Here is a 25,432-nt window from a genome sequence, read left to right as displayed (position 1 = left end):
TGTGCGAGGCGAAATAGCTTGCCCACATGACAAAGCCGACGATGAGGAATGCGAAGAGCAGCCCTCTCTTGATCAGAACTTCGGAAATCAGCTCCATGTCACACCTCCGCTTCTTCGCTGATTGGCGGCAGCGGCGCCTCTGCGCCGCCGATCCGAGACAAAACCGGCACCAGGGCCCAGCAGACCACGGTCGCAACGATGCCGGCCAGAAGTGCGATCGGTCCGCCACTGACGGCCGAAACGACGTTTTGTGTCGAAGCCATGGCGACAACGATCGGAATATACATGGCGCTCCAGAACAGAACCCCTTCGGCACTGTGATAGGGGAACTTTCCCGCCTTGCGCATCCGGTCGGTCAGCACGATCAGCAGCAGCATCGCAAAGCCGACCCCGCCGACATTCGCCTCGACCCCCAGCAATGCGCCAAGCAGATCGCCCACGATCATGCCCGCCAGAAGACAACCCGCCAGAACGGCGACTCCGTAGATAATCATTGATCCACTCCTCCTTGGATCGGCGGCGACCGGGGCTCCTCCTGCCCGCGGCAACCGCCATGTGGTTATTTGTAAAGCTCGGCGTAGGTCTTGCGCAGTTCCGCCTTCTGGACCTTGCCCATGACGTTTCGGGGCAGTTCCGGCACGAACAGGACGCGCTTGGGTTGCTTGTATCGGGCCAGTTGATCGCGGATCGCGGCGATGATCCTGCTTTCATCAAGCCCGGCATCGCCTTTTGCGACAACGATGGCCGTCACACCTTCACCCAGATCGGGGTGAGGCAGGCCAACGACCGCGCTTTCGACGACGCCGGGAATATCGTCGATCAGCCCTTCGACTTCCTTGGGATAGACATTGTAGCCGCCGGAAATGACCAGGTCCTTGTCGCGCCCGACGATCCTCAGATAGCCATCGTCCCCGATCTGGCCCAGATCGCCGGTGATGAAAAAGCCGTCATCGCGGAACTCTGCGGCGGTCTTCTCGGGCATCTTCCAGTAGCCCTCGAAGACAATCGGCCCGCGCACTTCGATGGCACCGATTTCTCCGTCAGCCAGCGGAGCACCAGTCTCGCGGTCGGCGATGCGGATCTCGACCCCCGGAAGGGGCATCCCGACGGCGCCGGGCTTTCGGCTGCCATCGTAAGGGTTGGTGGTAATCATGCAGGTTTCGGTCATGCCATAACGCTCAAGGATGGGATGACCGGTTCTTTCCTCAAACGCCCGGTGTTCCTCGGCCAGAAGCGGGGCTGAGCCCGACACGAAGAGGCGCATATTGGCGGTGGTCCCGCGACTCAGCCGATCGGATTTCAAGAGCCGGGTGTAGAAGGTCGGCACCCCCATCAGCACCGTGGCATCCGCCATGAGATCGATGGCCTGTTCTCCGTCGAATTTGCTGAGCCAGATCATCGTGGCCCCGGCGACGATGCTCATGTTCGCGGCGACAAACAGGCCGTGCGTATGAAAGATCGGCAGGGCGTGGATCAGCCGATCCTCGGCCGTGTAGCGCCAGCTTTCCAGAAGCGCTTCTGTGTTCGACGCGAGGTTGCCATGCGTCAGCACCGCGCCCTTGGACCGGCCCGTGGTGCCCGAAGTATACAGGATCGCAGCATGGTCATTCATGCCGCGCGAAACGTGATCGGTGCGGGGCGCGGCGGCAGCGGCCAGATCCATCAGCGTGCCCTCGCCATTGGCGCCAAGGCTTTCAACCTGCAGGCTTTCGCTTTCGCGCGCCTTGTGGTCGGCCATCGTACCCGGCGCGCAGACAAACAGGCGCGGCGCCGCATCGCCGATGAAATAGTCGATCTCTGCCCCGGTATACGCGGTGTTCAAAGGCAGGTAGACACCGCCGACCTGCAGCGCCGCCAGATAGAGGCAGATGGCCTCGGGGCTCTTTTCGGTTTGCACCGCGACCCGGTCGCCGGGCCTTACGCCGATATCGGTCAGGACAGTGGCAAACCGCTGCACCAGATCGCGCGCTTCGGCATAGGTGATGTCAGGCGCATCGGGACGTTCGAACAGCGCCTTGTCGGGTTGTGCATCGCATGAAACGATGAAGCTTTCATAGATCGTCTGCATTGGTCTCCTCCCTTATGCAGTTTCAGCGAGACAGAGCGGCGTCCAGAGGCGCGCCGGTCGCGATTGTTCCGTCGCGGACAAAGGCCTCATGCTGGGCTTCGATCCTGGCGGGTTCGTAGAGATAGTTGATCATCAGCCCATGGGCACGCGACACGGCAGCGTCAGAGCGATCGCCGGGCCAGTTGACGCGCCAAGCTGCGGCGCCGTTGCCAAGGTGAAAACGGGCAACAGGATCGCGCGGTGCGCCGGATCTTGTCCGGGCTTCGGTGAAATACCGCGCGGCCATGGCCTCGACCTGCGGCTTCAGACGCGCTGCCTCGTCCTTGTCGGTCAGCCAGGCACCCAGGTCCAGTTCCGCCGCAAGTTCCGCAGCTTTCGGATCATCGCCGCCTGACAGCCAGGCGGCAAAGCCGGGGGCCGGTGACAAGGTCACGAAGGTCTTCAGCGCGGGAAGTTCGGCTGCCAGCTCTGCCACGACCTGTTTGATCAGGAAATTGCCGAACGAAACCCCTTTCAGCCCCTGCAGCGTGTTGTTGATCGAATAGAACACCGCCGTCGTCGCATTCTCGGCCAGATCCTTGCGCGGAGCGGTCAGGATCGGTGCGATTTCGTCGGGAATATCGCGCATCAGCGCCACCTCGACAAAGATCAGCGGTTCGTTACCGGTTGCAGGATGAAAGAACGCATAAAAGCGACGATCATTTGGGTCCAGCCGACGGCGAAGATCCTCCCATCCCTTCATCGGGTGTACGGTTTCATAGCCCATGATCTTTTCCAGCACTGACGCCGGCGTGGACCAGTCTACCCGCTCGATCCGCAGGAATCCGCGATTGAACCACGAGGCAAAAAGATGCTCGAAATCGGCATCCAGCGGGGCAAGCGATGGATCCTTGCGCATCGCTGCAAGCAGATCGGCGCGCATATGGACCAGCTTCAGCGTGGCGTTCGGGGCCGTGTTCAGGCGGCGCAACAAGGACTGGCGCGGCGGTTCCACTGCATTGAACAGCGGTACCAACGTTGCGGCGGTGGGATCGCTGTCATAGGCGGCAAATGCCGTCCGAATGGCGTCGGGTTCAGCATTGAAGCCGTCGCGCAGGTGTACGAAGAACACGGCTTTCTCGTCCGCGTTCAATTCGGCATAGGCTTCAAGTGCCTGCTCTGCGACTGCCACACGGGCTGCATCGCCGATCCGCCCCATCAGCACGTCGCAAGCAGCGATAAGGCGTTCGGGAGCAGGTCGCGACAAGGCCAGCCGCGTCATCTTCTCATCCACTGCAACCGTCGCACGGTCCTTCTTGTCAGCGCCTGAGATGGCCTGAACGAGATCGGTCAGAAAGGTGAGTTTCGGTCTGGCCATGATTTGTCCTCCTTGCATTGTTATACTCATATTTTGTTTTGTTGTATATATCATAAAACTTGTTGGATAATTTTCTTCTTGTGTTAAATTCTAAAGGCTTTGCAGCAAGTTGAAGGACAAACCCTTGGGGCGCCCCGCACGACCGAACGCACAACAGATCCGACAAGCCTTGGAAAACGATATTGTGGACGGCCGATTCGCACCCGGCGAGAAGCTTGACCCAGAGGCACTTGCCGTCGAGTTTTCCTGTTCGCGCACTCCCATTCGCGACGCGCTGCAGGCGCTTGAATCGTCGGGCCTTGTTCGTGTCGAACCCAAGCGAGGTACCTTCGTGACCGAGCTTAGTGTCGTGGAGCTGACCGAACGTTTCGAGGTGATGGCAGAGCTGGAGGCGATGTGCGCGCGGCTGGCTGCCAGCCGGGCAACGGATGAGCAGATCGCCCGGATCCGAACAGCGCAGACTGCCTGTGAAAGCGCGGCATCGACCGGAGACAGCGACGCTTACTATCACCAGAATACCGTGTTCCATCAGGCAGTCTATGCTGCTTCGGGTAACATATTCCTTGAGGGAGAGGCACTTCGGCTACAAACGATGTTGCAACCCTATCGCCGCCGACAGTTACAGGTTCGCGGCAGAATGAACCGATCTCTCGACGAGCATCGGCAGATCATGGCAGCCATAGAAGTTGGTGACACAACCGGCGCAAGCTCGGCGATGAATGCCCATGTCATCATTCAGGGCGACCGCTTTCACCAGTTGATCGCATCACTTCGTCCATGAAAGTTCCGTTCGGAACAGTCCTGCCGTGCAATCTGCGACATCTCTGCCGATCCACCCGGCGCCAGAGCGAGCAGCAATGTCGGGAGGGTGTGTTACGATATGATGAAGCTACGCAAGCGGGCCTTGTCATGCCGAGGCATGGCAGCATGTTCAGCCTTCGGAACAGCAATTCGCGGCAGGCCCTGATCGACTGCCCCTATCGCACCATGATCACATCGCTTTCATTCAGCCTGTCGACAAGAATCTCCGTATCGAACAAAGCAGTCAGGCTGGCGCCATTCATCGCCTCTCGGCGCGGGGCTGACGCAAAAAGACGGCCGTCCTTCAGGCTGACAACCCAATCGGCATAGCGCGCCGCCATCGCCAGATCGTGAAGGACGACCACAACGCCGCGCGCGTCGGGACCGGGCCGCGACATCGCATGCAGGCGGCGCATGATGTCGCTGGCATATTTCGGATCGAGCGCGGCAAGCGGTTCATCCAGAAGCAGCCACGGAGTCGATTGCGCATGGGCCATGGCGACAAAGGCGCGTTGGCGCTGACCGCCCGACAGGCTGTCCAGACGGCGGTCGGCAAGGGGCAGCAGATCGAACGCGATCATCGATTCTCGGATGATGGCATGATCGGTCGCGCTCGGATGCCCGCGATGATGCGGCCAGCGGCCAAAGGCGACCAGATCGGCGACGCTCAGGCGCGGCACAACTGGCGTGCCCTGGGGCAACATGGCGATCAGTCTCGCGCGATTGGCAGGCCGTGCCGCCACGATATCGGTTCCGTCTACGGTTATCGTTCCGGCGCTTGGGGGCAAAAGGCCGGCCATGCAATGCAGCAGGCTGGACTTGCCTGCCCCGTTCGGTCCGATCACCGCTGTCAGCCCTGCCGCCGGAACCTGCGCGTCGATGCCTTTCAGGATGCGCCGCCCGTCGCGGGTCAGATCGAGCTGGGAAATCCGGATCATGTCGGTCGCCTTTTCAGGACGAGGAACAGGAAGACGAGGCCGCCGAGAAATTCGACGATCACCGCCAGCGTCGATTGCAGGCCCAAAAGCCGCTCGAACAGGAACTGCCCGAGGACCAGGATCAACGCCCCCAGCAGGGCTGCCGCGGGGATCGTGATGCGGTGTCGCCAGCTTGGCAGCAAAGCGGCGGCAAGGCCTGCGGCCAGCAGGCCCAGAAAGGTCACAGGCCCCGCCAGTGCCGTCGAGGTCGCCACCAGCGCCGCAACGATGGCCAGCGCGGCAAGGGCCAGCCCGTCATGGTTCACCCCTAGACTGCGGGCATAGCTGCGCCCGAGGGCCGCGACATCCAGCAGCGGCGCCAGCCTCAGACAGCCCAGCATGGCCAGCAGGAACGCTGCTGCCGCAACGCCAAGCTGCATCGGATCGACCGAACCAAAGCTGGCAAAGCTGGCGCCTTGCACGATGGCGAATTCAGACGGATCGAGGATGCGCTGGATAAAGCCGGTCAGCCCCCGCAACAGAATGCCAAGGATCACTCCGGTCAGGACCAGCCGCGTCATGTCTTCGGCACCGAGGCGCAGCACCATACCAAAGAGCAGCATCCCGGCGACCACCAGGCAACCTGCCTCGATCGCAAACAGCGGCAGGGGCGGCAATGTGGCAAAGCCGCCGCCGCCCAGCACAAGGACCAGCAAGGTCTGGATCATCACGAACATCGCGTCAAAGCCCACGATGCCCGGTGTCAGCAACCGGTTGCCGACCATGGTTTGAAAGACGACCGTGGACGCGCCGACCGCCGCGCCCACCAGCAGCAGTGCCCCCAGCTTTACCCCGCGCAGTGACAGGATAAAGCCGTAAGGGCTGCGCAACCCCCAGCCCAGATACAGGGCCGAGGCCAGCAGCAACGCGAGTGCGAGCCAGATCAATCGCCGTTCAGCCACGCGCATCCCTCTGAGACGGGGCGGCATAGAGCAGCCACAGGAAGATCGCAGCGCCAGCCACAGCAAATATCGTTCCGGCAGGAATTTCGTAGGGCCAGCGGATCAGCCGGCCGATCAGGTCCGAAGCCAGAACCGCAGTCCCCCCGGCCAATGCGATCAGCGGCAGATTCGCGCGCAGATTGTCGCCCCGCCAGCGCGAGACGAGATTGGGAATGATCAACCCGACAAAGGGCAGCACCCCGACCGTCACCACCGTCGCCGTGACCATCACCGCCACGATGACCAGCCCGGCCAGCAAGGTCTGACGCGCGTTCAGGCCCAGGCTGCGGGCGCGATCCTCGCCCAGCCCCAGAAGCGTGATCCGGTCGGCGGCCAGGTATAGCAACCCGCCGGCGATGGCGATGATCCACAGCAATTCATAGCGTCCCCGCAGCACACCCGAGAACTCTCCGGCCTGCCAGGTGCCGAGATATTGCATCAGATCGACGCTCCAGGCGACGCCGGTCACGCCCGCCCCCAGAATGCCGGCATAGATCAGACCGACGAGCGGCAGCAGCATCGGGTCCTGCCGGGGGACATGGCGCGCCAGCAGCAGAAAACCGGCGGTTCCCGCCAGGGCAGTTGTCGAAGCCGCAACCATCTTGACCATCAAGGGCGCACCCGGCGCGATCAATGTGATGGCCAGCAGGCCCGCCATCGCGGCCTCTGGCGTGCCGGTCAGGCCGGGCTCGACCAGCCGGTTCTGCACGGCAAGCTGCACCACCGCCCCGGCCAGTGCCAGCCCGGCACCGGCCAGCAGGGCGGCGGCGGTGCGCGGAACACGGCTGACCGTCAACAGAAAGGCGCCGCCCTGATCAGAACTCAGATCGGCGGCGCCAATGCTCAGGCTGGCGAAGACCAACCCGATCAGGCCGATTGCGACGACAACGCGTCGCATCCTAGCTGTTCTGACCTGCGAAGGCCTCGGTCAACTGCCCCAGCACCAGCATCAGCGATTGATAGCCGCCGCTGGACAGATACATGGCAGCGGGATCCAGATAGACGATATGCCCGTTCTTGCCAGCGGTCGTTCCGGCGATCAGGGGATTGTCCAGGGTCGCCGCAGCCGCCTCGCCGCCCTGACCGACGGCAGCCCCGCGGTCGATGACCAGGATCCAGTCCGGGTCGGCCTTTGCAACGAATTCGAAAGATACCGCCTCGCCATGGGTTTCGGCCACCAGCCCCGGATAAGCCTCGGGCAGGTTCAGCGCGTTGTGAATCCAGCCGAAGCGCGAATTTGCGCCATAGGCCGAGATCTTGCCGCCATTGGTCAGCAGGATCATCGCATCGCCCTTGTCGGCGACAGCCGCAGTGGTGCTGGCAAGTGCCGCGTCGATCCGACGCTTCAGCGTATCGGCCTGATCGGTCTTCGCAAACAACAGGCCATAGGCGTCGATCCGGTCTTCGGTCTGCCGGATCAGATCGCTGCCATCGATCGTCATGTCGAGCGTTGGCGCGACCTTGGACAGCATCGGAAGCTGCGTTTGCGAGCGGCCGCCGGCGACGATCAGGTCCGGAGCCATCGCGGCAAGCGCCTCGAAATCCGGCTCGAACAGAGTGCCAAATGTGGGCACGTCGGCGAGCGCCTCGGTCAGAAATGCGGGCGGCGTGAAATCGGGTCGGCCCACCAGAGGCACCTGCAGGGCGTTCAGCGTGTCGATGGCCGCAAAATCCAGCGCCACCACCGTCGCAGGATTTTCCGGTGCATCGACCGGGCCGGCAGCGGTGTCGATCTGTACCGTCTGGGCCTGCAGCGCAACCGGCACGACAAGCGCAAGGGCGCATAGAACTCGTTTCAAAATCTTCTCCTAGGTTCGCACGATTTCGGCACACGGACATTGACAAACGGGCGTGCCAGATGTCATCGAAACTCATGTTTAGTAAAACACTCGGAAATAAAGAAGATGCAAGAGCTTTTTGAAACCATTGGTCGATACGAGACGCCGAATGCTGGCAAGTACCTGATTCAGCTATGCAAACACTTTGGCCACAAGGTGCCGGCGGTGGTTGACGGCGATGAAGGTCGGGTCAGTTTCGACATCGGCGAGGCGCTGCTGCGCTCAGATGACGACGCGCTGACGGTTATCCTGAAGGCCGCCAGCGATGGCGCGGCGCTGCGCCTGCAAGCGGTCATTGATGATCATCTCAAGCGCTTTGCATTCCGCGAAGCGTTTGACGGCATGACCTGGACGACGCCAGCCGTTTAGAAAGCGGATGCCAATGGCTTGTCCGCCGGTGTGGACAGAACATCCGTAAGAAAACGCTGCATATCCCGCCGCGAGCGTTATAGTCAACTGAAAAAGTCAGGATTATAGCAGCGCGCAGCGAGACTGTGTCGGCGCAGCAATCCGCGAGGAGACGGAACATCCTGCGGAGATATTATTAAATCATTGGATATGAACGAATAATCTTCTTCATGGCTGCTTGTTTATGTCGTCTGGACCGGTTTTTCCGCAAATTTCGCGTCATCCCGCTTGCGATACGAAAGTCACATAAGTAAAATACTCAGGATTTATCCGCAGCAGTAAGCCAGTCGGGTACGTAAACCCAACTCAACAAGGCTTCGACTGATGCGACACTCACTTATCCCGCTGCTGGCGGGCACCTCTGCGCTGACGCTTGCAACCGCATTGAACGCGCAGGAGGTCACCATCTCGCAAAACCCCGGAACGATCATGCTGGAACCGATCACTCTGGTCGCGGACGGACAGGAAAATGTCGAGGCGACCGGCGGCGTTGCTGTCGGTGAACAGGATATCGCGGATCTGCAGCCCGCCGATGTCTCCGAGCTGTTCGCACGCGATTCGGCGATCAGCGTGTCGGGCGGGGCCGGTCCGTCCAAGCGCATCCATGTCTTTGGACTGGAACAGTCCAGCCTGGCCGTTTCGGTCGACGGCGTGCCGCAGTTCAAGGATAACTGGCATCACAGCGGCTCTAACGTGATCGACCCGGCATTCCTGAAGCGGGTCGAGGTCGAGGCAGGTGCCGCTGCGGCGGATGCAGGCTTTGCGGCGGGTGCGGGTGCGGTGCGCTATGAAACGCTCGGTGCGCGCGATCTTCTGACCGACGGCCGCAGTCAGGGTGGCCGTGTCGGGCTTTCCTATGGTTCGAACGGTCGGGGGCTGACGGCAAATCTGGCGGGCTACGGCGTCTACCAGAATGTCGACTGGTTCGTGATGCTGCATCGCGCGGATGGTGACAATTACGAAAACGGCGATGGCTATGAGGTGGTCGGCAGCAAGCCCGCCACGACCGGCGCCCTGCTGAAGGCAGGTTACGAGGTCGAGGGGCACCGGATCGAACTGTCCTATGAGCATAACAAGGACAGCGCCGACCGCGTGACCCGCATGAACATGGATGTCGGGCAGAGCAAGGATGTCTTCCCGCTGAAGGTCACGCGAAACACCCTCAGCCTGAAATATACCGAGGTCTCGCCCACCGCGTTGTGGGATCCCGAGGTGATGATCTATGCCAGCCGCAACGATTACGACCGGCCGGACTATATCGAAGATGCCGCGCGCGGCGATTTCAGGATGAGGGCCGAAACGGTGGGCGGGCTCGCCCAGAACCGGTTCGAAGTGGGGCCGGGCAGCGTCACGGCCGGTATCGACTGGGCCTATGACGACTATCACATCGACAATTACGGCGACACCGATGCGGCCATCCACAATCTGGAAACCATGCAGGTCGGCGCTTTCGTTCAGGGCCGTTTCGAATTCGCCAACGGCATCGACATTTCGACCGGTGCGCGTGTCGATCACCAACGCTTCACCGATTGGAACAGCGAGCGTCACACCGATACGGGCGCCAGCGTGAACGCGACCGTCTCCTATGAATTCGCGCCGGGATACGAGGTCTTTGCCGGGGCATCGCACACCTGGATGGGTTATGATCTGGGCGAATACGGCTACCTTCATGCGCGCGACAGCAGCATGGTCGTGGCCTCGGGATACGAGCCTGCGACCGCGCGCAATTACAAGCTCGGCCTGAACGCAACGCAAGAAAACTGGACGGGCAACCTTACCTTCTTCGATACCCGGCTGATGAACCTCGCGAACAGCTATTACCGCGAAAGCGACGGCAGCTATACACTGGACAATGCCGAAGAATATCGCAGCCGCGGCTTTACCCTTCAGGGCAACTATAGCTGGGGCAGCGGCCGTGTCGGTGCCAGCGTGACCAAGGCGCATGTCGAATATGACAGCGAGGACGCCTTGCCCAATGGCGGCGATGCGATGCCGATTGGCACTGTCGCGTCGCTGTTCATCGATCAGGACATTCCGGAATACAATCTGCGCCTTGGCGGCACGCTGGAGTTGGCGGGCCGTCTCGACGGTGATTACCTGACCGAAGCTGGCTTCTCGGATCACGCGGGTTATGGCGTTGTGAATGCCTATGCCGAATGGCGACCGGAAACCTATCAGAACGTGGTGATGCGTCTGGGTGTCGATAACCTGTTCGACAAGACCTATTACGAACGGTCCAGCTATGTGCAGTACAACCCGCGCGACGTTGATCCGCTTTATGCGCCGGGCCGCACGGTCACACTCGGGCTGAACCTGGACTTCTGACGCCAAAAGACGGCGGGGCGCGACCAGATCGGTGCGCCCCACATGCCCACCGCGACCCGACTGGAACAGGTTGCGCCAGACGCAGGCCGAGATCCGCCGCAATCCCGGTGCCATCGGTTCGAATTGACATCACGGCTGTCGCGCGAATGAAACCTCTTGTGCTAAGCTGCGCCCATGCGGTTTCGCGGGCTTGATCTCAACCTTCTGGTAGCGCTTGACGTGATGTTGCGCGAACGACATGTCACGCGCGCCTCGGAACAGCTGAATCTCTCGCAGGCGGCGACCAGCAATGCCCTGTCGCGCTTGCGCGAGTATTTCGACGACGATCTGCTCGTCCGCGTCGGCCGCCGCATGGTGCTGACGGATCGGGCGCGGGCGCTACAAGCGGAACTGGAAGAAGTCCTGCGCCGGATAGAAACCACCGTCATGAGCGCGCCCGACGTCCCGCCTCAACAATTGAAGCGGCGCGTGACCGTGGCCGCAGCGGATGCGATCACGACGGATCTTCTGGCACGGCTGACATCTCGACTTGCCTCCGAGGCACCGGGACTCCAGTTGTTCATCCGCCCACTTGCCAGCAATCCGGACCAGGTGCTGGAACGCGGCGGGGTCGATCTGCTGGTCATCCCGCGCCAGTTCGCTTCGGCCAATCACCCGATGCAGATCCTCTATGCGGAAGGCTTTCGCGTGCTGGCCTGTCGCGAAGGTAAATGGGGCAGCCGCAGCGTCACGGCCGAGGACTATCTCGGGGCGAGCCATGTCATCGTGGAGATTGGACCGGAGCAGAAGATACCCGTCGATCGCGCGATCATCGAACAGGGGCATGGCCGCCTGAATGCGGCCGTGTCGGTAGCAAGTCAGGTCACGGTGCCGTGGCACCTGGTCGGCACGGACAGGTTGGGCACAGTGCCCGAAACCGTTGCTGAACGGTTTGGCACGCTGCTGCCGCTCCGCTCGCATCCCCTTCCCTTCGACGTGCCGCAGAACCGCATCGTCATGCAGTGGAATGCGCAGCGCGATCACGATGGGGGCCTCGCATGGCTTCGTGGCCTGATGGTTGAACTCTGCGCGGACCGGGCGGCAACCTGAAATTCATAGATTTGGTGAATGTGTCGCACCTTGAACAATCAATTTCCGGTATCCAATCCCCGCATTTATAGTCCCTGAGGAGACGCGAGCCCGTCCGGCCGTCAAATCCCGGTCCGGACAATAGAAGAGCGGGAGGTTCTTTCATGGAGTTCAACGTTTTGCCGGGCGCGGCTGCGCCTTATGGGATCCGCAACGGTCAGGGGCCGCGCCATCTGATTGGCGGCATGGTTGCCTCGACCTATGCGACGGGCGCAGAAACGGGCGGGGCCTTCTGCCTGCACATGCTGAGTGGCGGCAAGGGTGCCGGCCTGCCGATGATCCGCCACGCGGAGGCTTTTACCAGCCTCTATGTCATGGAGGGCGCAATCGAACTGACGATCGGCAGTGACAGCTATGCCGTGATTGCAGGCGACACTGCTTCGATCCCGCCTGGCACAGATTACGGCTTTCGCATGGACCGGCACCGCACGGTCGCGATGATCTTTCAGACAGGTGGCGCTGCGGGCAGTCTGTTTTCGGCCATGGGTGCCCCCTATCAGGGGTTTATCCAGCCCGCGACGGATGCCGGTCAAGCCGGCGATCTGCTGGGTCTGTCGGCACCCGAGGGCAGCGATACCGATATCCTCGGGCCGCTGCCAAAGGCGCCGGCGCTGCAACGTCCCGGCAAGACCCTGCCCGACAGCGCCCAGCCCTATGTCATCGAAAGCGGCGAGGGCGAGCGGCTGGTCGTGGCGGATCAGATCTTCAACTTCGCGGGACGCAATCCGCAGACCGATGGCCGGTTTCTGACGCTCTTCAACGAAGGCCCGCAGGGCGACATGATCCCGCCGCACAAGCACCTGAAGCATGACGAGATGTTCCTGTGCCTCGACGGTCGGATCCGAATGAAGGCGGGAGATGAGATCCTGGAGCTGTCGCCGGGTGACTGGCTGTTCGTGCCGCGCGGCACGCCACATGCCTTCCAGTTCCTGACCCCCTATTGCCGCACGCTCGGCTGGCTGATCCCCGGCATCTTCGAGGATTTCTTCTTCACCCTGGGTGATCGCTATGACGGCCATGTCTATCCGCAGGACCCCGGTCCCTTCCGCTTCGACCGCGTTCTGGCGAAGCTGGATCAACTGGACATCGTCCCGCTCGGCGCACCGCCCAAGGGTGACGGGGCCGCAACATGAGCGCTGCTGACGTGAGTTTGATCGCCGATCAGGTCTACTCTTGCGCCGGCGGGCAGGACCGGCTGGCCGATGTCTATGTCCCAGATGGCGATGGCCCCTTCCCGGCGATCATCTTCCTGCATGGCGGCGGCTGGCGTTTCGGCGACCGTCGCCTCGCCCCCGACCTGCGCCGATTCTTCGCGGAAAGCGGGTTCGTCATGGTCTCCATCGACTATCGGCTGAGCGGCGAGGCGATTTTTCCCGCCGCTGTGATCGATACCAAGACCGCGATCCGTTGGCTGCGCCGCCATGCCGCTGACTACAATATCGACCCAGAACGGATCGGGCTTTGGGGGTCCTCTGCTGGCGGCCATCTGGCGGCCATGGCGGCCCTGTCGAATGCGCAGGAATTCACCTCGGACGAATGGTCGGACACATCATCGGCGGTCGCAGCCGTGATGGACGGCTATGGCCCCACGGATTTCCTGCAGATCGACCAGCAGAAAAGCGGGGAAACCTTGCCCGGCGAGGATCCGGAATCTGCAAGGCTGCCACCGCCCGGGCCCTCTGCATCGCCGGAATCGCTGGAATCGCTGTTCGTCGGGGGCGCGATTGGCGAGTTGCCAGAGCGCGTCGAACAAGCGAATCCGGTCAGCCAAGTCACCGGCAAGGCCTGCCCATTCCTGATCATGCACGGCACCTATGACGCGCATGTGCCGGTTGGGCAAAGCCGCCTGCTGTTCGACGCGCTCAGCGCCGCCGGATCGCGGGCCCGCCTGGTCGAGGTCGAGGGTCTCGGCCACGGCTTCCTGAACCGCAACGATCTGGACGATGCGGGACCGCATCCGGTCACGACTTTCACCTCGAGCGCACCCGACACGCCAGAGCAGTCCGAGATCCGGATCTTCGACACGATCCTGCAATTCTTCAGGCAAGAGTTGACGGTTTAACACCACATTTTCGGCAGGCAAGACAGCCGCATCAGGGAACCCGGCCGCTTCGGCCGAGAGGGATGCGGCTGGCCAAAGACAGATGTCGGCGCCATGCCGAGGGAGGAGAACATGACCACGCTGAACGCGCGCAGCGCGAACATTGCCCTGATCACCGGCCATGTCGCCGGGATGATAGACTTGGCCGCGCTGCCGATCTGGGTCGATACGCTGATCGACGGATATGGCTATCGCCCCGCTCTGGGTGGCGCGCTTCCGACCAGTTTTCTGTTGGGCGCCGTTATCGCCTCGCTGTTTCTGTCGCGGCGCTTCGACAAGGTCCAGGCCCGGACACTTGCCCCGGCGGGCTATTGGGTTGCAGGGGCGTGCCTACTTGCGGTGACAGTCGTCCACGGTTTCGCGATCCACCTGCTGCTGCATCTGGTCGGAGGCATGGCCACAGGCGCCGCCCTTTCGGTCGTTCACGGGACCATGGGGCGCAGCGATAATCCGCATCGCATATTTGCCTTTGCCGGCATTGGCTTTGGCCTGTTCTCGCTCTTCTTTCTGGGTGGGGTGCCGCAACTTATCGGCGTGATCGGTCCGCAAGGCTTCTTCTATGCGGCGGGCGGCACCATGCTGGCAGCGGCGATCGTGACGACACTGTTGATGCCCCAGGACGCGGTCCCCGAAAAGGTCGATCTGAGCGCCCGATTTCCGAAAGCGATCCGTTTCGCCATCGGCGGCATCATGGGCATGGCACTGATCCAGGGGCTTGTTTTCAGCTTTCTCGTGCAGGTCGGAAATGCCCGAGGCTTCGGCGAAGGCAGGGTCGAACTCGTGCTGATCCTTCTGGGCATCGTGAACCTGTTCCCGCCAGCGCTTGCAGCACTTCTTGAACGCCGTCTTTCGGCGATCCGTGTCAGCCGCGTCGGACCGGTCGTCCAAGGCACCTTCGCCCTGCTGATCATGCTCTCGGGCAGCTTCATCGGATATGCCATCCCGGCAATCTTCTTTGCCGCAGTGCTGATTTTCACCCACACCTTCGTCTTCGGCTTTATCGCCAGATACGACCCGACGGGCAGCGCGGTGTCAGCGACGCCAGCCATGCTGATGACAGGATCCGCCATCGCGCCGCTGCTTGGGGGTGCACTGGTCGAGATCTTCGGCTTCGGCGCGATTGGCATCTTCGCCGCGATTGTCGCTTTCGGCAGCTATTGGTCGTTCACCCGCGCTGGCCAACTGGCCACCCGGTCAGACAACGCCAGGCCGATGACAACCTGACGCCAGCATACTTCGCGCGGTGGAGGAGCGGCGTGGGGGATGACCAGCAAGCAAACTTGAACTCAAAAGGAGGAGCCAATGAAAAGCCTGATCCACACAACAGCCATCGCCCTGACCCTCGCCGGTATCGCACTTCCGGCGGTGGCAGAAACCAAGTTCATCACGCTGGGGACGTCCGGCGGCCCGAATGCGCGTTCTGACCGGTCCCAGCCTGCCAATGTGCTGATCGTCGACGACACTGTCACGCTTGTCGACCTTGGCGATGGCTTTGCCGGCCGGCTGAACGCTGCGGGCGTGCAGATCTGGGATGTCGACAACGCCCTGATCAGCCACCTGCATTTCGACCATATGGGCGGGCTGCTGGCGCTTCTCGGCCTGCGCTTTCAGACCAATCCGGGCAACCCCGTCCAGGTCTACGGCCCGCCTGGCACGGAACAGCTCGTCATGGGCATGCTGGAGGGCATGGCCCCGGCCATGGAAGCGGCCTACGGCATGGAAGATGCCCAGGTCATGTCCCCTGAGGAGCTTGTGCAGGTCCACGAGATCCGCGATGGCGACAGCTTCGACTTGAACGGCACGACCGTGACCACCGTCAAGAATACCCACTATTCCTTCGAACCCGGCAGCGAGATGGACAAAAACTACGAGAGCGTTTCGTTCCGCTTCGATTCGCCCGACCGCTCCATCGTCTATACCGGTGATACGGGTCCAAGCGAGGCCGTGACCAAACTTGCGCAAGGTGCCGATCTTCTGGTCAGCGAACTGATTGACCTGCCCGCCGTCATGGCACAGGTGCGCGCCCGTCCGGGCATGACCGATGAAAAGGCAGCAGAAGTCGAGCGCCACCTGTCCAACCATCATGTCACGCCGACCCAGATCGGCGAAATGGCGAGCACGGCGGGCGTCGGCGCTGTTGTCGCCACCCACCTTGTGGCCGGGCGCGGGATGTCGCCAGAGCAAACGCAAGGCTGGGCCGACGAAATCGGCGCCGTCTATGACGGAAAGATCACCATCGCCGAGGACCTTCAAGAGTTCTGAGCCATGACCGGCCGGTGGGTGCTTTCCGCCGGTCGGGCCAACGCCAATCAAAAGGAATCTCAAAATGAACAATCTCTTCCGCAACCTGACCGCCGCGCTTGTTGCCCTGGCGGTCACCACCCCGCTTCACGCTCAGGAGACCGCCCGGATCGCGGCGCCAACCGATGATACGATGCGTCTCACCCTGCTTGGCACCGGCTCACCCGCCCTGCGCATCGAACGCTTCGGCTTTGCCAATCTGGTTCAGGCAGGCGGCCTGAACCTGCTGTTCGATGCCGGGCGCGGCGCTACGATGCGGCTCGGACAGATGGGCCTGCCCATCGGCGCGATCGACGCGACCTTCCTGACGCATTTCCATTCCGACCACACCAACGGGCTGCCAGATGTCTACCTTTCCGGCTATGTCCCGCTTCCGCTTGGTGGGCGCCAGGACGAATTCCAGCTTTACGGCCCCGAAGGTGTGCAGCAACTGGCCGAGGGGCTGATGCTTGCCTATGCCTCAGACGTTGTCGAACGCGGCGGCGCCAAAATCCCCGAAGCCGCGACGAAGATCGCAGCCCATGTCGTCGACGAGGGCGTCGTCTTCGAAAAAAATGGCGTCAAGGTTGAGGCGTTTCGCGTTTTTCACCACAAGTTCTCGACCGAGACTTTCGGCTATCGTGTGAGCTATGGTAATCACTCCGTGGTGATCTCGGGCGACGCCAGCCATTCGGAGAGCGTTGCAAGCTATGGCAAGGACGCCGATATCATCGTCCACGAGGTCGCTGCCGTGTCTCAGGTCGCTGCCGACAAGCCCTTCTTCAAGGTGGTCATGTCCGGGCACACCAGTCCAGAAGAGGCCGCAAGGATCTTCACCGCCGCACAGCCAAAGCTGGCAATATTCTCTCACGTCGTGCAGCTTCCCGGGGGCCATGTCGGACCTTCCACAGACGAGATCCTGACCCGCACCCGCGCAGGCTATGACGGAGAGGTCATCATCGGCGAGGACCTGATGAGCTTCGTGATTTCGGACGACGGGATCGAGCGCGACGTGATTGATTGAGAGCGCGGCCTGCTGGGGCAGAGATCGGCACCGTCGACCTGTTCCGGCAGATGATCTGCCAGCTTGTCGCCGGTCGGTGACGCGGTCAGCCATTCGATTCAGGCAGAGTTATCGACAAGGACCATTCAGTGGCGGTCCCTGCGGTCGCGACACCCCTCGGCATTCGCGCCCTTCGCCAGCCCGCGCAGCGCCTCTCGCTTCGGGGCCGGCACAAGCAGCACCCCGGTGCCTTTCGGGATGAAGGCGAAGGTCAGCCCAGCCTCCCAATGACTCCCCCATAACACCTTGTTCTGCGACAACGCCCACTCCCCTCAGAAGATATCTGGCTCGCCCGCTGTCTGCCCGAATCCGCGTTCGAGATAGTCGAAGTCACAGCCCTTGTCGGCCTGCGTGACGTGGCGCGAGAACATGTAACCCCAGCCCCTTTCGAACCGGGGTTGCGGCGGCGTCCAGGCCGCCTTGCGCCGGGCGATCTCCTCCTCGTCCACCAGCATGTCGAGGCGCCGGTTTGGCAGGTCCATCCGCACGATGTCCCCGGTCTTGAGCAACGCCAGCGGCCCGCCAACGAAACTTTCCGGTGCCACATGCAGCACGCAGGCGCCATAGGAGGTGCCCGACATCCGCGCATCCGAGATCCGCAGCATGTCGCGATATCCCTGCTTAATCAGCGCCTTGGGAATTGGCAGCATCGCCAATTCGGGCATTCCCGGCCCGCCCTGCGGGCCTGCGTTGCGCAGCACCATCACCGTGTCCGGCGTCACGTTGAGGTTCTCGTCATCTACCGCGGCCTTCATCTCGGGATAGCTATCGAACACCAGCGCGGGGCCCTCGTGGACGTGGAATTTCGGATCGCAGGCAGCGGGCTTGATCACCGCCCCATCCGGGCAGAGGTTGCCGCGCAGAAGCGCCAGCGAGCCTTCATGATAGACCGGATTGCTCACGGGCCGGATCACGTCATCGTTGTAGACTTCAGCGCCTTCGAGGTTCTTGGCCAGCGTCTCCCCCGTCACCGTGATAACCGAGGTATCCAGCCGGTCTTCGAGTTGCTTCATCAGCGCGCGCAGCCCGCCCGCGTAGAAGAAGTCCTCCATCAGGTAATCCTTGCCCGAAGGCCGGACATTGGCGACAAGCGGCGTGACCCGCCCGAGCGCGTCGAGATCGTCGAGCGTGAGGTCCACGCCCGCCCGCCGCGCCATGGCGATAAGGTGCACGACCGCGTTCGTGGAACAGCCCGTGGCCATGGCGACAATGGCCGCATTCCGCACAGCGGCCGGAGTGATGACCTTTTCTGGCGTAAGGTCCTCCCACACCATTTCCACGATCCGACGACCCCATCCGCTTGTGGCCGCTGTCCGCCGCCGGGATCGACGAGGCACCTGGCAGGGTGAGGCCCATGGCGTCCGTGATCGCCGTCATGGTCGAGGCCGTGCCCATCGTCATGCAGGTGCCGACCGACCGCGCGATCCCGCCCTGAATGCCCAGCCAATCCTCATCCGTCACATTGCCGGCGCGGCGCTCGTCCCAATATTTCCAACCATCCGAGCCGGAACCGAGGATACGTCCCTTGTAATGCCCGCGCAGCATCGGCCCGGCGGGAAGATAGATCATCGGCACCCCCGCCGTGATCGCCCCCATGACCAGCCCCGGCGTGGTCTTGTCACACCCGCCCATGAGCACCACACCGTCCAGCGGGTGCGAGCGGATCATCTCCTCCGTTTCCATGGCAAGCATGTTGCGGTAGAGCATGGATGTCGGCTTGGTAAAGCTCTCGTCCACCGAAAGGGCTGGCATCTCCACCGGAAAGCCGCCCGCCGCGAGCACGCCGCGCTTCACGTCCTGCACTCGCTCCGGGAAATGGCCGTGACAAGTGTTGAGCTCGGACCAGGTGTTCAGAATGCCGATGATCGGCTTGCCGCGAAAATCTTCCTCGGCATAGCCAAGCTGCATCATCCGGCTGCGATGGCCGAAACTGCGCAGATCGTCGGGCGCGAACCAGCGGGACGAGCGCGGGGTGTCGGGGGTTTTCACCTGCTTGATGGTCATGGTGGTTTTCCGTCTTATTGCCCCCGCAACCGGGATACGGTCGTGCGGGTCGAGATTTGTTCGGGATCGGTCATCAGCTCGATCACCGTCGGCCCGTCATGGTCGAAGGCGGCCAGCAGCGCGGGCTTGAACTGCGCGGTCTCGGTAACCCGCGTATGGGCCGCGCCGAGTCCGCTCGCGATCTGGCCGATGTTCGAGGTGACGATATCGGTGCCGGAAATGCGGGCGGGATGCTCGCGCTCCTGGTGCATCCGGATCGTGCCATAGGTGCCATTGTTGAAGACCAGCACGATGGGCCGCCCGCCATGCTGCGCGGCGGTGGCGATCTCCATCCCCGCCATCATGAAGCCGCCGTCCCCGACAAAGGCGATGGACTGCCGTTCCGGCTTGGCGAGCGAGGCGGCGACCGCCGAAGGCACCGCATAGCCCATGGAGCCGCAGGTGGAGCCGATCTGACGGCCGGGGCGGCCATAGCGCAGGAACCGCTGCGCCCAGCCGGTGTGGTTTCCCGCGTCGAGCGTGATCACAGCGTCAGCGGGGATCAGGTCGCGGACCTCGGCCATCGCCGCACCCATATCGAGCGGAAAGTCGTGCGGCGGCGGCTCGGCATCCGCAACATATTCGTCGCGCAGCGTCCTGCGCCAGACGCCGTCGCAAGGAGTGGCGGGTTGCTCGATGAGCGCGGCGAGCGCCGCATCGGGGCCGGAAACCGCCGACAGATCGGGGGAATAGACGCGCCCGATCTCGTCCGCATCCACATGGATGTGAACCAATGTCTGCGCCGGCGTTGGCACCGACAACGTGCTGTAGGTCCTGGTGGTGATCTCGCCCAGCCGCGCGCCGATGACCAGCAACAGGTCCGCCTCGGCCAGCCGTTTGACAAGGCTCGGCGCGACCCCGGTGCCGAAGTCGCCCACATAGTACTCCGACCGGTTGTCGATCAGGTCCTGCCGCCGGAAGCTCGTCGCGACCGGCAGTTCGTTGGCCTGCGCAAAGGCAAGCAGCGCCGCCGCGCCTTCGTCGCTCCAGCCGGATCCACCGGCCAGAACCAGCGGGCGCTTCGCCACCGAGAGCGTGGCCATGACCGCTGCCGCATCCTGCGCACGCAGCGCCGGAACGCTCGGGACATAGGGCTTCGCATCCGCAACGCGCACGACATCGGTCAGCATATCCTCCGGCAGGGCCAGAACCACGGGACCGGGCCGACCGGAAGTCGCCACGCGGAAGGCCCGCGCCATGTATTCCGGGATCCGCTCTGCACTGTCGATCTGCGCGGCCCATTTGGCGACGGGCGCGAACATCTGGCGAAAGTCGATCTCCTGAAAGCTTTCCCGGTCCAGGGTGGGGCGCCCGACCTGACCGACCAGCAGGATCATCGGGGTCGAATCCTGATAGGCGATATGAACGCCCACCGCAGCCTGACAGGCCCCCGGACCGCGCGTGACCATGCAGATGCCGGGCTTGCCGGTCAGCTTGCCATATGCCTCGGCCATTTCCGCCGCGCCGGCTTCGTGCCGGGCATTGTAGAGCGTGAAGCGATCCTTCACGTCATGCAGCGCGTCCAGCACTTCGAGGTAGCTTTCCCCCGGCACGCAATAGGCGCAGTCGGCCCCGTGGATCAGAAGTTGATCCACCAGAACCCGGCCGCCCGTGCGGTCCCTATACTCGGTCATCATGTCCTCCCCTCAGTCACCAGGTTTGCCTTACGTCCCGTGCCATCGATCTCAGGGGATCACGACACAGGCAGGATCGATATCGCGCCCCTCGGCATGAGCGCGGATATTGCTGGACCAATGTCGCACCATGCGGTCGAAATTGTCCAACGTGCGCCCGGCCACATGCGGCAGGGTCACGGTGTTGGGAAGCCCTAGCAACGGGTTCGGCCCGCTGACCGGCTCCACCTCGAACACGTCGAGCCCGGCTGCGGATAATGGCCCTTCGGTCAGCGCCGCGACCAGCGCCGCCTCGTCGACCAGCGCCCCGCGCGAGGTATTGATCAGCACCGCCCCCGGCTTCATCGCAGCGAGCGTTTCGGCGTTGATCAGATGCCGGGACGCATCCGTCAGCGGCAGGTGAAGCGACAGCACATCGGCCCAGCCCAGCATGTCCTCGAAGGCCATGAACGCTGCGTCGATGGACGCGTCCGGCCCCGACCGCCTAGTATAGGCGACCTCGCAGCCAAAGCCGCGCAGCCGGGTCAGAACCTCCTGACCGATGGCGCCCATACCGACAAGGCCGACACGACAGGCCCCGAGATCCCGTGCCTCGCGCCACAGGTCCGGCTGGTTCCACTGACCGCCCCGGAACGCGGCCTGCACCTGCGGCAGACGGCGCAGCGTGGCGAGCATCAGGGTCAGCGTCGCCTCGGCCACCGTGGGCGCGTTCATCCCCGGCGACCGGGCGACCGAAATCCCCCGCCCCCGGCAGGCATCGAGCGGGATACCGTCCACGCCCGTGCCCCATTGATGAACCAGCTTCAGCGACTCGGCCCGCGCCAGAACGGCTTCGGGAAACCGCAGCCCACGGGTCACGGCATAGGTGGCCCCGTCCAGCGCGGCCGACATGTCCTCGTCGGTCACGTCATCGATGAAGCGCAGATCGAACCCTTCGCAAAGGTATTCGATCCGCGCCCGCATCTCGGCGCTGGCAGGCTCCAGAACGGCGACCGGGCCGATGGACATCAGTTCCGGCCCTTGATCAGGTCGCGCATCATCTCGACCTCTTCGCCGGTCAGGTCGGTGAGCGGCGCACGCACCGGCCCGGTTTCGAACCCGCGCAGCGCCACGCCCGCCTTGACCGCCGACACCGCATAGCCCGGCTTGCGGTCGCGGATTTTGGCGAAGGGATAGTAAAAGTCGCGCAGCATCTGCTCGCATTTGGCATTGTCGCCCGCAAGGAAGGCGCCATGGAATTCCAGCGCGGTTTCCGGGACAAAGTTGAACACGGCCGAGGAATAGGTCGGCATCCCCGCCCCGCGATAGGCCTGCGCGAACAATTCGTGAGTCGGCATCCCGCCGATATAGGACAGCCGGTCGCCCAACTGCACGGTGATCCGGCGCACGGTGTCGATGTCGCCGGAGCCGTCCTTGAACCCGATCAGGTTCGGGCATTCGTCGGCCAGTTGCTCCAGCGTCTCTGCCGTAATCTGCGCTTGCCCGCGGTTATAGACGATGACCGCCATATTGGTCGCCTTGCAGACCGCGCGAATACGGTTCGCGATGCCTTCCTGCGGTCCTTCGGTCAGGTAATGCGGCAGCAGCAGGATGCCGTCGCCGCCCGCCGCCTCGATCTCTCGCGCGAGGTCACAGGCCACGCGCACACCATAACCGCAGCCCGCGATCACCGGCGCATCGCCTGCCACTTCTCGTGCGGCGCGCACCACATTCACGATTTCCTCCGGGGTGAGCGAGAACATCTCGCCCGTGCCGCCCGCGACGATCAGGCCCGCGACCTTGTGCGGGCTGAGCCATTCCAGATGGGCCTGAAACGGCTTCGGCGCAAAGTTGTCTTCGGCGTCGAAGGGGGTGACTGGAAAGGACAGAAGTCCGTGGCGAATGATCTCGCGCAGGTTGGCGGGTGCGATCATGGTATGTCTCCTTGTTTGTCTTGGTACTGCGGGTTGTGGGGTTTGGGCTGGTGATGCGTGCCTGCTGGAATGTCGTTGGTCGCGGGCGCGGTTACTGCTTTTGCGCCGTCCATATCAGTGGCCTCCTCATGCCGTGGCGCCAGCCGAAGCAGTGCCCCGGCGCCGGTACTCCCTGTCCTTCCAGCCCGCGAATCACGGATCTCAGCGGTCCGCCCAAGCCGCAAAGGGCCAACGCCATCCCGCCGGGGGGCTTGTCATGCACTAATATTTTAGTTTATCAGTATGGTCAACCGGCCCCGAAATGCGGTTATCTGGAAAGCACTTTTTAACGACGATGGGCGGCTCGGCACGATGAGACAGATGAACATGGCACTGGACATGATGCGCTTCGAGGGCGCGATGGGGCGCCCCATGGCATCCTCCCGGATCTATGACGACCTGCGCCAGCGCATACTGTCGCTGGAACTACCGCCGGGGACCGCACTGACCCGCGCCGATCTCGCCCGCGAATATGACGTGAGCCAGACCCCCCTGCGCGACGCCATGCAGCGGCTCGATCAGGACGGTCTCATCCGCATCTACCCGCAGTCCAGGACGCTGGTGACAAAGATCAACCTCGCCCAGATCCGCGAGGCGCTGTTTCTGCGGCAGGCGCTGGAAAGCGAAGTGGTCATGACGCTGACCCGAGCGCCCAAGCCTGATACCATCGCCCAGCTGAGAAGCGTGATCGCCATGCAACGCGAGGTCGCCCCCGATCACACCCAGCTTCGCCGGTTTCAGGAACTCGACGAATATTTCCACTTCCTCATGTTCGAAGGCGTCGGCCACCCCAATCTGCACGCACTCCTGCGCTCGCAGACCACCGATATGGACCGGGTGCGCCGGTTGCAGACCTTCTCGGCCGAACGCGTTGCCACGATCATCGACGGACACGAGCGCATCGTCGCCGCAATCGATAGCGGCGATGTGGATCGCGCGGTCGGGGAAATCCGTTTCCACACCCACAAGGACCCAGACTGGGCAGACGAATACCGCGCGCGGCACGAGGATTACTTTACCTAACACCTGACGAAACCGTCGCCACATACCACGCACTCACAGCCAAGGAACGCGGGTCACCGGCCCGCGAAGGGAGAGATCATGTCCAAAGACCTATCGGAAACCACGGGCCTCCATGTCGTCGCGCAGACGCCATTTCTCGACGATGGCGCCGTCGACTATGCCAGCATCGACACGCTTTCGGCCTTCTACTATCGCCACGGTGCGCAGGGGCTGACCGTGCTCGGCGTGTCCGGCGAGGCGCAGAAGCTGACGGTCGACGAAACCGTCGCGGTGGCCGCGCGCTATGTTGCCGCCGCGACAGGTCATCGGATCATCGCGGGCGTGTCGCACCCTAACCTCGCCACGCTGGTCGAGGTGACGCGCGATGTCATGGCCGAGGGGGCCGATGCCGTGATGATCTGTCCCCCCGCAGGGATCAGGACGGACGAGGACCTCATCCGCTACTTCGACGCGGTCTTTGAGCGGATCGGCGACGTGCCCACCGTGTTGCAGGACTTCCCGGCGACCTCAGGTGTAGTGATGTCGGTGCCCGCCATCGACCGGTTGATCACCGCCTTCCCCCAGATCGGGGTCATCAAGTCCGAGGACTTCCCCTCGCCGACCAAGATCACCCGGATGCGCGCCGAGTTGTCCCGTCCGATCCGTATCCTCACCGGCAACAACGGCCAGTATCTCGTGCAGGAAATGGAGCGTGGCGCCGATGGCCCGATGGCGGGCTTCAGCTATCCAGAGATGCTGTCAGGCGTCTATGACCTGATGCGCGCCGGCAAACGCGCCGAGGCACATGATCTGTTCAACCGCTATCTGCCGCTGCTGAAACACGAGGCGCAGGGGCAATGGGGCATCGCGCTGCGCAAGGAAATGATGCGGCGGCGCGGGGCGCTCACCTCCAACGCACTGCGCGGACCGGGGCCGAAACTGACCGAAGCCGATCTGGCCGAGCTCGATTTTCTGACCAGCCGGATGGACCTGCCGGCCGACTGATGCGACCTTATTGGCGCAGGGGTCTGCCTTCCGGGGGCCGCAATCACCTTTGCCGCCCCCACCCTCTGTGATCAGGGTTTTACCGGATCGAAGAACGGCGCCGGAACCATAAGCTGGTTGACCTGACTGACCAGATACCCGGCCTCCGCACTTTTCGCCAGATAGGCCTTCCAGTCCGGATCCGAGTTCAGCGCCTTGCGCCGCGTGGCCCGGTCGGCGGCATCCTCATATACCCAGATATGGACATATGAATTCACGTCGCCACTCTCCACGGCGCCGTAAACGATCGGCTGGCCAAGGTGTTTTCGCTGAGTGTCATAGCCGTGCTCGCCATAGAGTTTGAAGTGCTTCTGAATCGTCCCGGGCCTGCATGTATAGGTCCGCATGTCATATAGCATCGCATTTCTCCCTTAGTATCCAATGCCTTGTCAGGTTCCGCTAGCGACCCCCCGAAAGAGGCTTGCCAGCCTTCCATCAAGTCATATAGTAATGTATTAGCTGAACGGGAC

At 62.8% G+C, this 25,432-nt stretch carries 23 protein-coding genes and 1 pseudogene; 11 read left to right on the top strand and 13 right to left on the bottom strand.

Annotated features, from left to right (window positions below; all coding sequences use genetic code 11):
* Positions 1 to 98: 98 nt before the first annotated feature.
* The 3 genes from madL to Q0330_RS19175 form a co-directional block, all read right to left on the bottom strand.
* A complete protein-coding gene (gene madL, locus Q0330_RS19185) occupies positions 99 to 494 on the bottom strand; it encodes a malonate transporter subunit MadL (RefSeq protein ID WP_299483502.1) in 396 nt (131 codons plus the stop codon).
* A gap of 65 nt (positions 495 to 559) precedes the next feature.
* Entirely contained in the window at positions 560 to 2,068 is a 1,509-nt protein-coding gene (locus Q0330_RS19180) for a malonyl-CoA synthase (protein WP_299483500.1), read from the bottom strand.
* A 22-nt stretch (positions 2,069 to 2,090) separates the two neighbouring features.
* Positions 2,091 to 3,425: a malonyl-CoA decarboxylase gene (locus Q0330_RS19175; protein ID WP_299483498.1), complete on the bottom strand. Its 1,335-nt coding sequence runs from the start codon at positions 3,423 to 3,425 to the stop codon at positions 2,091 to 2,093.
* A 109-nt stretch (positions 3,426 to 3,534) separates the two neighbouring features.
* On the opposite strand from Q0330_RS19175, the gene Q0330_RS19170 reads away from it, so the two are divergent.
* Complete coding sequence (locus tag Q0330_RS19170) at positions 3,535 to 4,206, top strand: GntR family transcriptional regulator (RefSeq protein WP_299483496.1); 672 nt, start codon at positions 3,535 to 3,537, stop codon at positions 4,204 to 4,206.
* Positions 4,207 to 4,402: 196 nt separating this feature from the next.
* Here the strand turns inward: Q0330_RS19170 and Q0330_RS19165 are convergent, their stop codons facing one another.
* The 4 genes from Q0330_RS19165 to Q0330_RS19150 are packed head-to-tail and all read right to left on the bottom strand — an operon-like array spanning position 4,403 to position 7,946.
* The gene (locus tag Q0330_RS19165) at positions 4,403 to 5,164 is read right to left on the bottom strand and encodes an ABC transporter ATP-binding protein (RefSeq protein ID WP_299483494.1); all 762 of its coding nucleotides are present in this window, start codon (positions 5,162 to 5,164) and stop codon (positions 4,403 to 4,405) included.
* Positions 5,161 to 6,105 (bottom strand): iron chelate uptake ABC transporter family permease subunit, encoded by a 945-nt coding sequence (locus Q0330_RS19160; protein WP_299483492.1) that lies wholly within the window; start codon positions 6,103 to 6,105, stop codon positions 5,161 to 5,163. The genes Q0330_RS19165 and Q0330_RS19160 overlap by 4 nt, the downstream gene beginning before the upstream one ends.
* The gene (locus tag Q0330_RS19155; RefSeq protein ID WP_299483490.1) at positions 6,098 to 7,042 is read right to left on the bottom strand and encodes an iron chelate uptake ABC transporter family permease subunit; all 945 of its coding nucleotides are present in this window, start codon (positions 7,040 to 7,042) and stop codon (positions 6,098 to 6,100) included. The genes Q0330_RS19160 and Q0330_RS19155 overlap by 8 nt, the downstream gene beginning before the upstream one ends.
* A 1-nt stretch (position 7,043) precedes the next feature.
* A complete protein-coding gene (locus Q0330_RS19150; RefSeq protein ID WP_299483508.1) occupies positions 7,044 to 7,946 on the bottom strand; it encodes a siderophore ABC transporter substrate-binding protein in 903 nt (300 codons plus the stop codon).
* 102 nt (positions 7,947 to 8,048) lie between these two features.
* On the opposite strand from Q0330_RS19150, the gene Q0330_RS19145 reads away from it, so the two are divergent.
* From Q0330_RS19145 to Q0330_RS19110, 8 genes are all read left to right on the top strand, one after another.
* Positions 8,049 to 8,351: a DUF2218 domain-containing protein gene (locus Q0330_RS19145; RefSeq protein ID WP_299483488.1), complete on the top strand. Its 303-nt coding sequence runs from the start codon at positions 8,049 to 8,051 to the stop codon at positions 8,349 to 8,351.
* A gap of 363 nt (positions 8,352 to 8,714) precedes the next feature.
* On the top strand, positions 8,715 to 10,715 hold the full coding sequence (locus Q0330_RS19140) for a TonB-dependent receptor (RefSeq protein ID WP_299483486.1): 2,001 nt from the start codon (positions 8,715 to 8,717) through the stop codon (positions 10,713 to 10,715).
* A gap of 174 nt (positions 10,716 to 10,889) precedes the next feature.
* Positions 10,890 to 11,804 carry a LysR family transcriptional regulator gene (locus tag Q0330_RS19135; protein WP_299483484.1) on the top strand — a complete coding sequence of 305 codons (915 nt, stop codon included), beginning with the start codon at positions 10,890 to 10,892 and terminating at the stop codon, positions 11,802 to 11,804.
* Positions 11,805 to 11,947: 143 nt separating this feature from the next.
* The gene (locus tag Q0330_RS19130) at positions 11,948 to 12,976 is read left to right on the top strand and encodes a quercetin 2,3-dioxygenase (RefSeq protein WP_299483482.1); all 1,029 of its coding nucleotides are present in this window, start codon (positions 11,948 to 11,950) and stop codon (positions 12,974 to 12,976) included.
* Positions 12,973 to 13,905 (top strand): alpha/beta hydrolase, encoded by a 933-nt coding sequence (locus Q0330_RS19125; RefSeq protein ID WP_299483480.1) that lies wholly within the window; start codon positions 12,973 to 12,975, stop codon positions 13,903 to 13,905. The genes Q0330_RS19130 and Q0330_RS19125 overlap by 4 nt, the downstream gene beginning before the upstream one ends.
* Before the next feature lie 111 nt (positions 13,906 to 14,016).
* A complete protein-coding gene (locus Q0330_RS19120) occupies positions 14,017 to 15,168 on the top strand; it encodes an MFS transporter (RefSeq protein WP_299483478.1) in 1,152 nt (383 codons plus the stop codon).
* A gap of 78 nt (positions 15,169 to 15,246) precedes the next feature.
* Entirely contained in the window at positions 15,247 to 16,206 is a 960-nt protein-coding gene (locus Q0330_RS19115; RefSeq protein ID WP_299483476.1) for an MBL fold metallo-hydrolase, read from the top strand.
* Positions 16,207 to 16,270: 64 nt separating this feature from the next.
* Positions 16,271 to 17,248 carry an MBL fold metallo-hydrolase gene (locus tag Q0330_RS19110; protein ID WP_299483474.1) on the top strand — a complete coding sequence of 326 codons (978 nt, stop codon included), beginning with the start codon at positions 16,271 to 16,273 and terminating at the stop codon, positions 17,246 to 17,248.
* Positions 17,249 to 17,373: 125 nt separating this feature from the next.
* On the opposite strand, the gene Q0330_RS19105 is transcribed toward Q0330_RS19110, so the two are convergent.
* The 5 genes and pseudogenes from Q0330_RS19105 to Q0330_RS19085 all read right to left on the bottom strand — a co-directional run bounded on the left by Q0330_RS19105 (position 17,374) and on the right by Q0330_RS19085 (position 22,877).
* Positions 17,374 to 17,547: a hypothetical protein gene (locus tag Q0330_RS19105; protein WP_299483472.1), complete on the bottom strand. Its 174-nt coding sequence runs from the start codon at positions 17,545 to 17,547 to the stop codon at positions 17,374 to 17,376.
* Between the two features lie 12 nt (positions 17,548 to 17,559).
* Positions 17,560 to 19,195: pseudogene (gene araD / locus Q0330_RS19100) on the bottom strand (L-arabinonate dehydratase).
* A 110-nt stretch (positions 19,196 to 19,305) separates the two neighbouring features.
* Positions 19,306 to 20,964: a thiamine pyrophosphate-dependent enzyme gene (locus tag Q0330_RS19095; RefSeq protein WP_299483470.1), complete on the bottom strand. Its 1,659-nt coding sequence runs from the start codon at positions 20,962 to 20,964 to the stop codon at positions 19,306 to 19,308.
* A gap of 51 nt (positions 20,965 to 21,015) precedes the next feature.
* Positions 21,016 to 21,972, bottom strand: coding sequence for a 2-hydroxyacid dehydrogenase (locus tag Q0330_RS19090; protein ID WP_299483467.1), 957 nt, complete (start codon positions 21,970 to 21,972; stop codon positions 21,016 to 21,018).
* Entirely contained in the window at positions 21,972 to 22,877 is a 906-nt protein-coding gene (locus Q0330_RS19085) for a 5-dehydro-4-deoxyglucarate dehydratase (protein WP_299483466.1), read from the bottom strand. Before Q0330_RS19085 ends, Q0330_RS19090 begins: the two co-directional genes overlap by 1 nt.
* Before the next feature lie 351 nt (positions 22,878 to 23,228).
* On the opposite strand from Q0330_RS19085, the gene Q0330_RS19080 reads away from it, so the two are divergent.
* Together Q0330_RS19080 and Q0330_RS19075 are read left to right on the top strand one after the other, a co-directional pair.
* On the top strand, positions 23,229 to 23,939 hold the full coding sequence (locus Q0330_RS19080) for a GntR family transcriptional regulator (RefSeq protein ID WP_299483464.1): 711 nt from the start codon (positions 23,229 to 23,231) through the stop codon (positions 23,937 to 23,939).
* A 78-nt stretch (positions 23,940 to 24,017) separates the two neighbouring features.
* Positions 24,018 to 24,923 carry a dihydrodipicolinate synthase family protein gene (locus Q0330_RS19075; protein ID WP_299483462.1) on the top strand — a complete coding sequence of 302 codons (906 nt, stop codon included), beginning with the start codon at positions 24,018 to 24,020 and terminating at the stop codon, positions 24,921 to 24,923.
* 71 nt (positions 24,924 to 24,994) lie between these two features.
* On the opposite strand, the gene Q0330_RS19070 is transcribed toward Q0330_RS19075, so the two are convergent.
* Positions 24,995 to 25,309, bottom strand: coding sequence for an NIPSNAP family protein (locus Q0330_RS19070; protein WP_299483460.1), 315 nt, complete (start codon positions 25,307 to 25,309; stop codon positions 24,995 to 24,997).
* Positions 25,310 to 25,432 lie beyond the last annotated feature (123 nt).

The organism is uncultured Paracoccus sp. (assembly GCF_937873615.1).
In the GTDB taxonomy this organism is placed as follows: domain Bacteria; phylum Pseudomonadota; class Alphaproteobacteria; order Rhodobacterales; family Rhodobacteraceae; genus Paracoccus.
The sequence above is the reverse complement of the archived record's forward strand: the minus strand, read 5'-3'. Positions and strand labels throughout refer to the sequence as shown.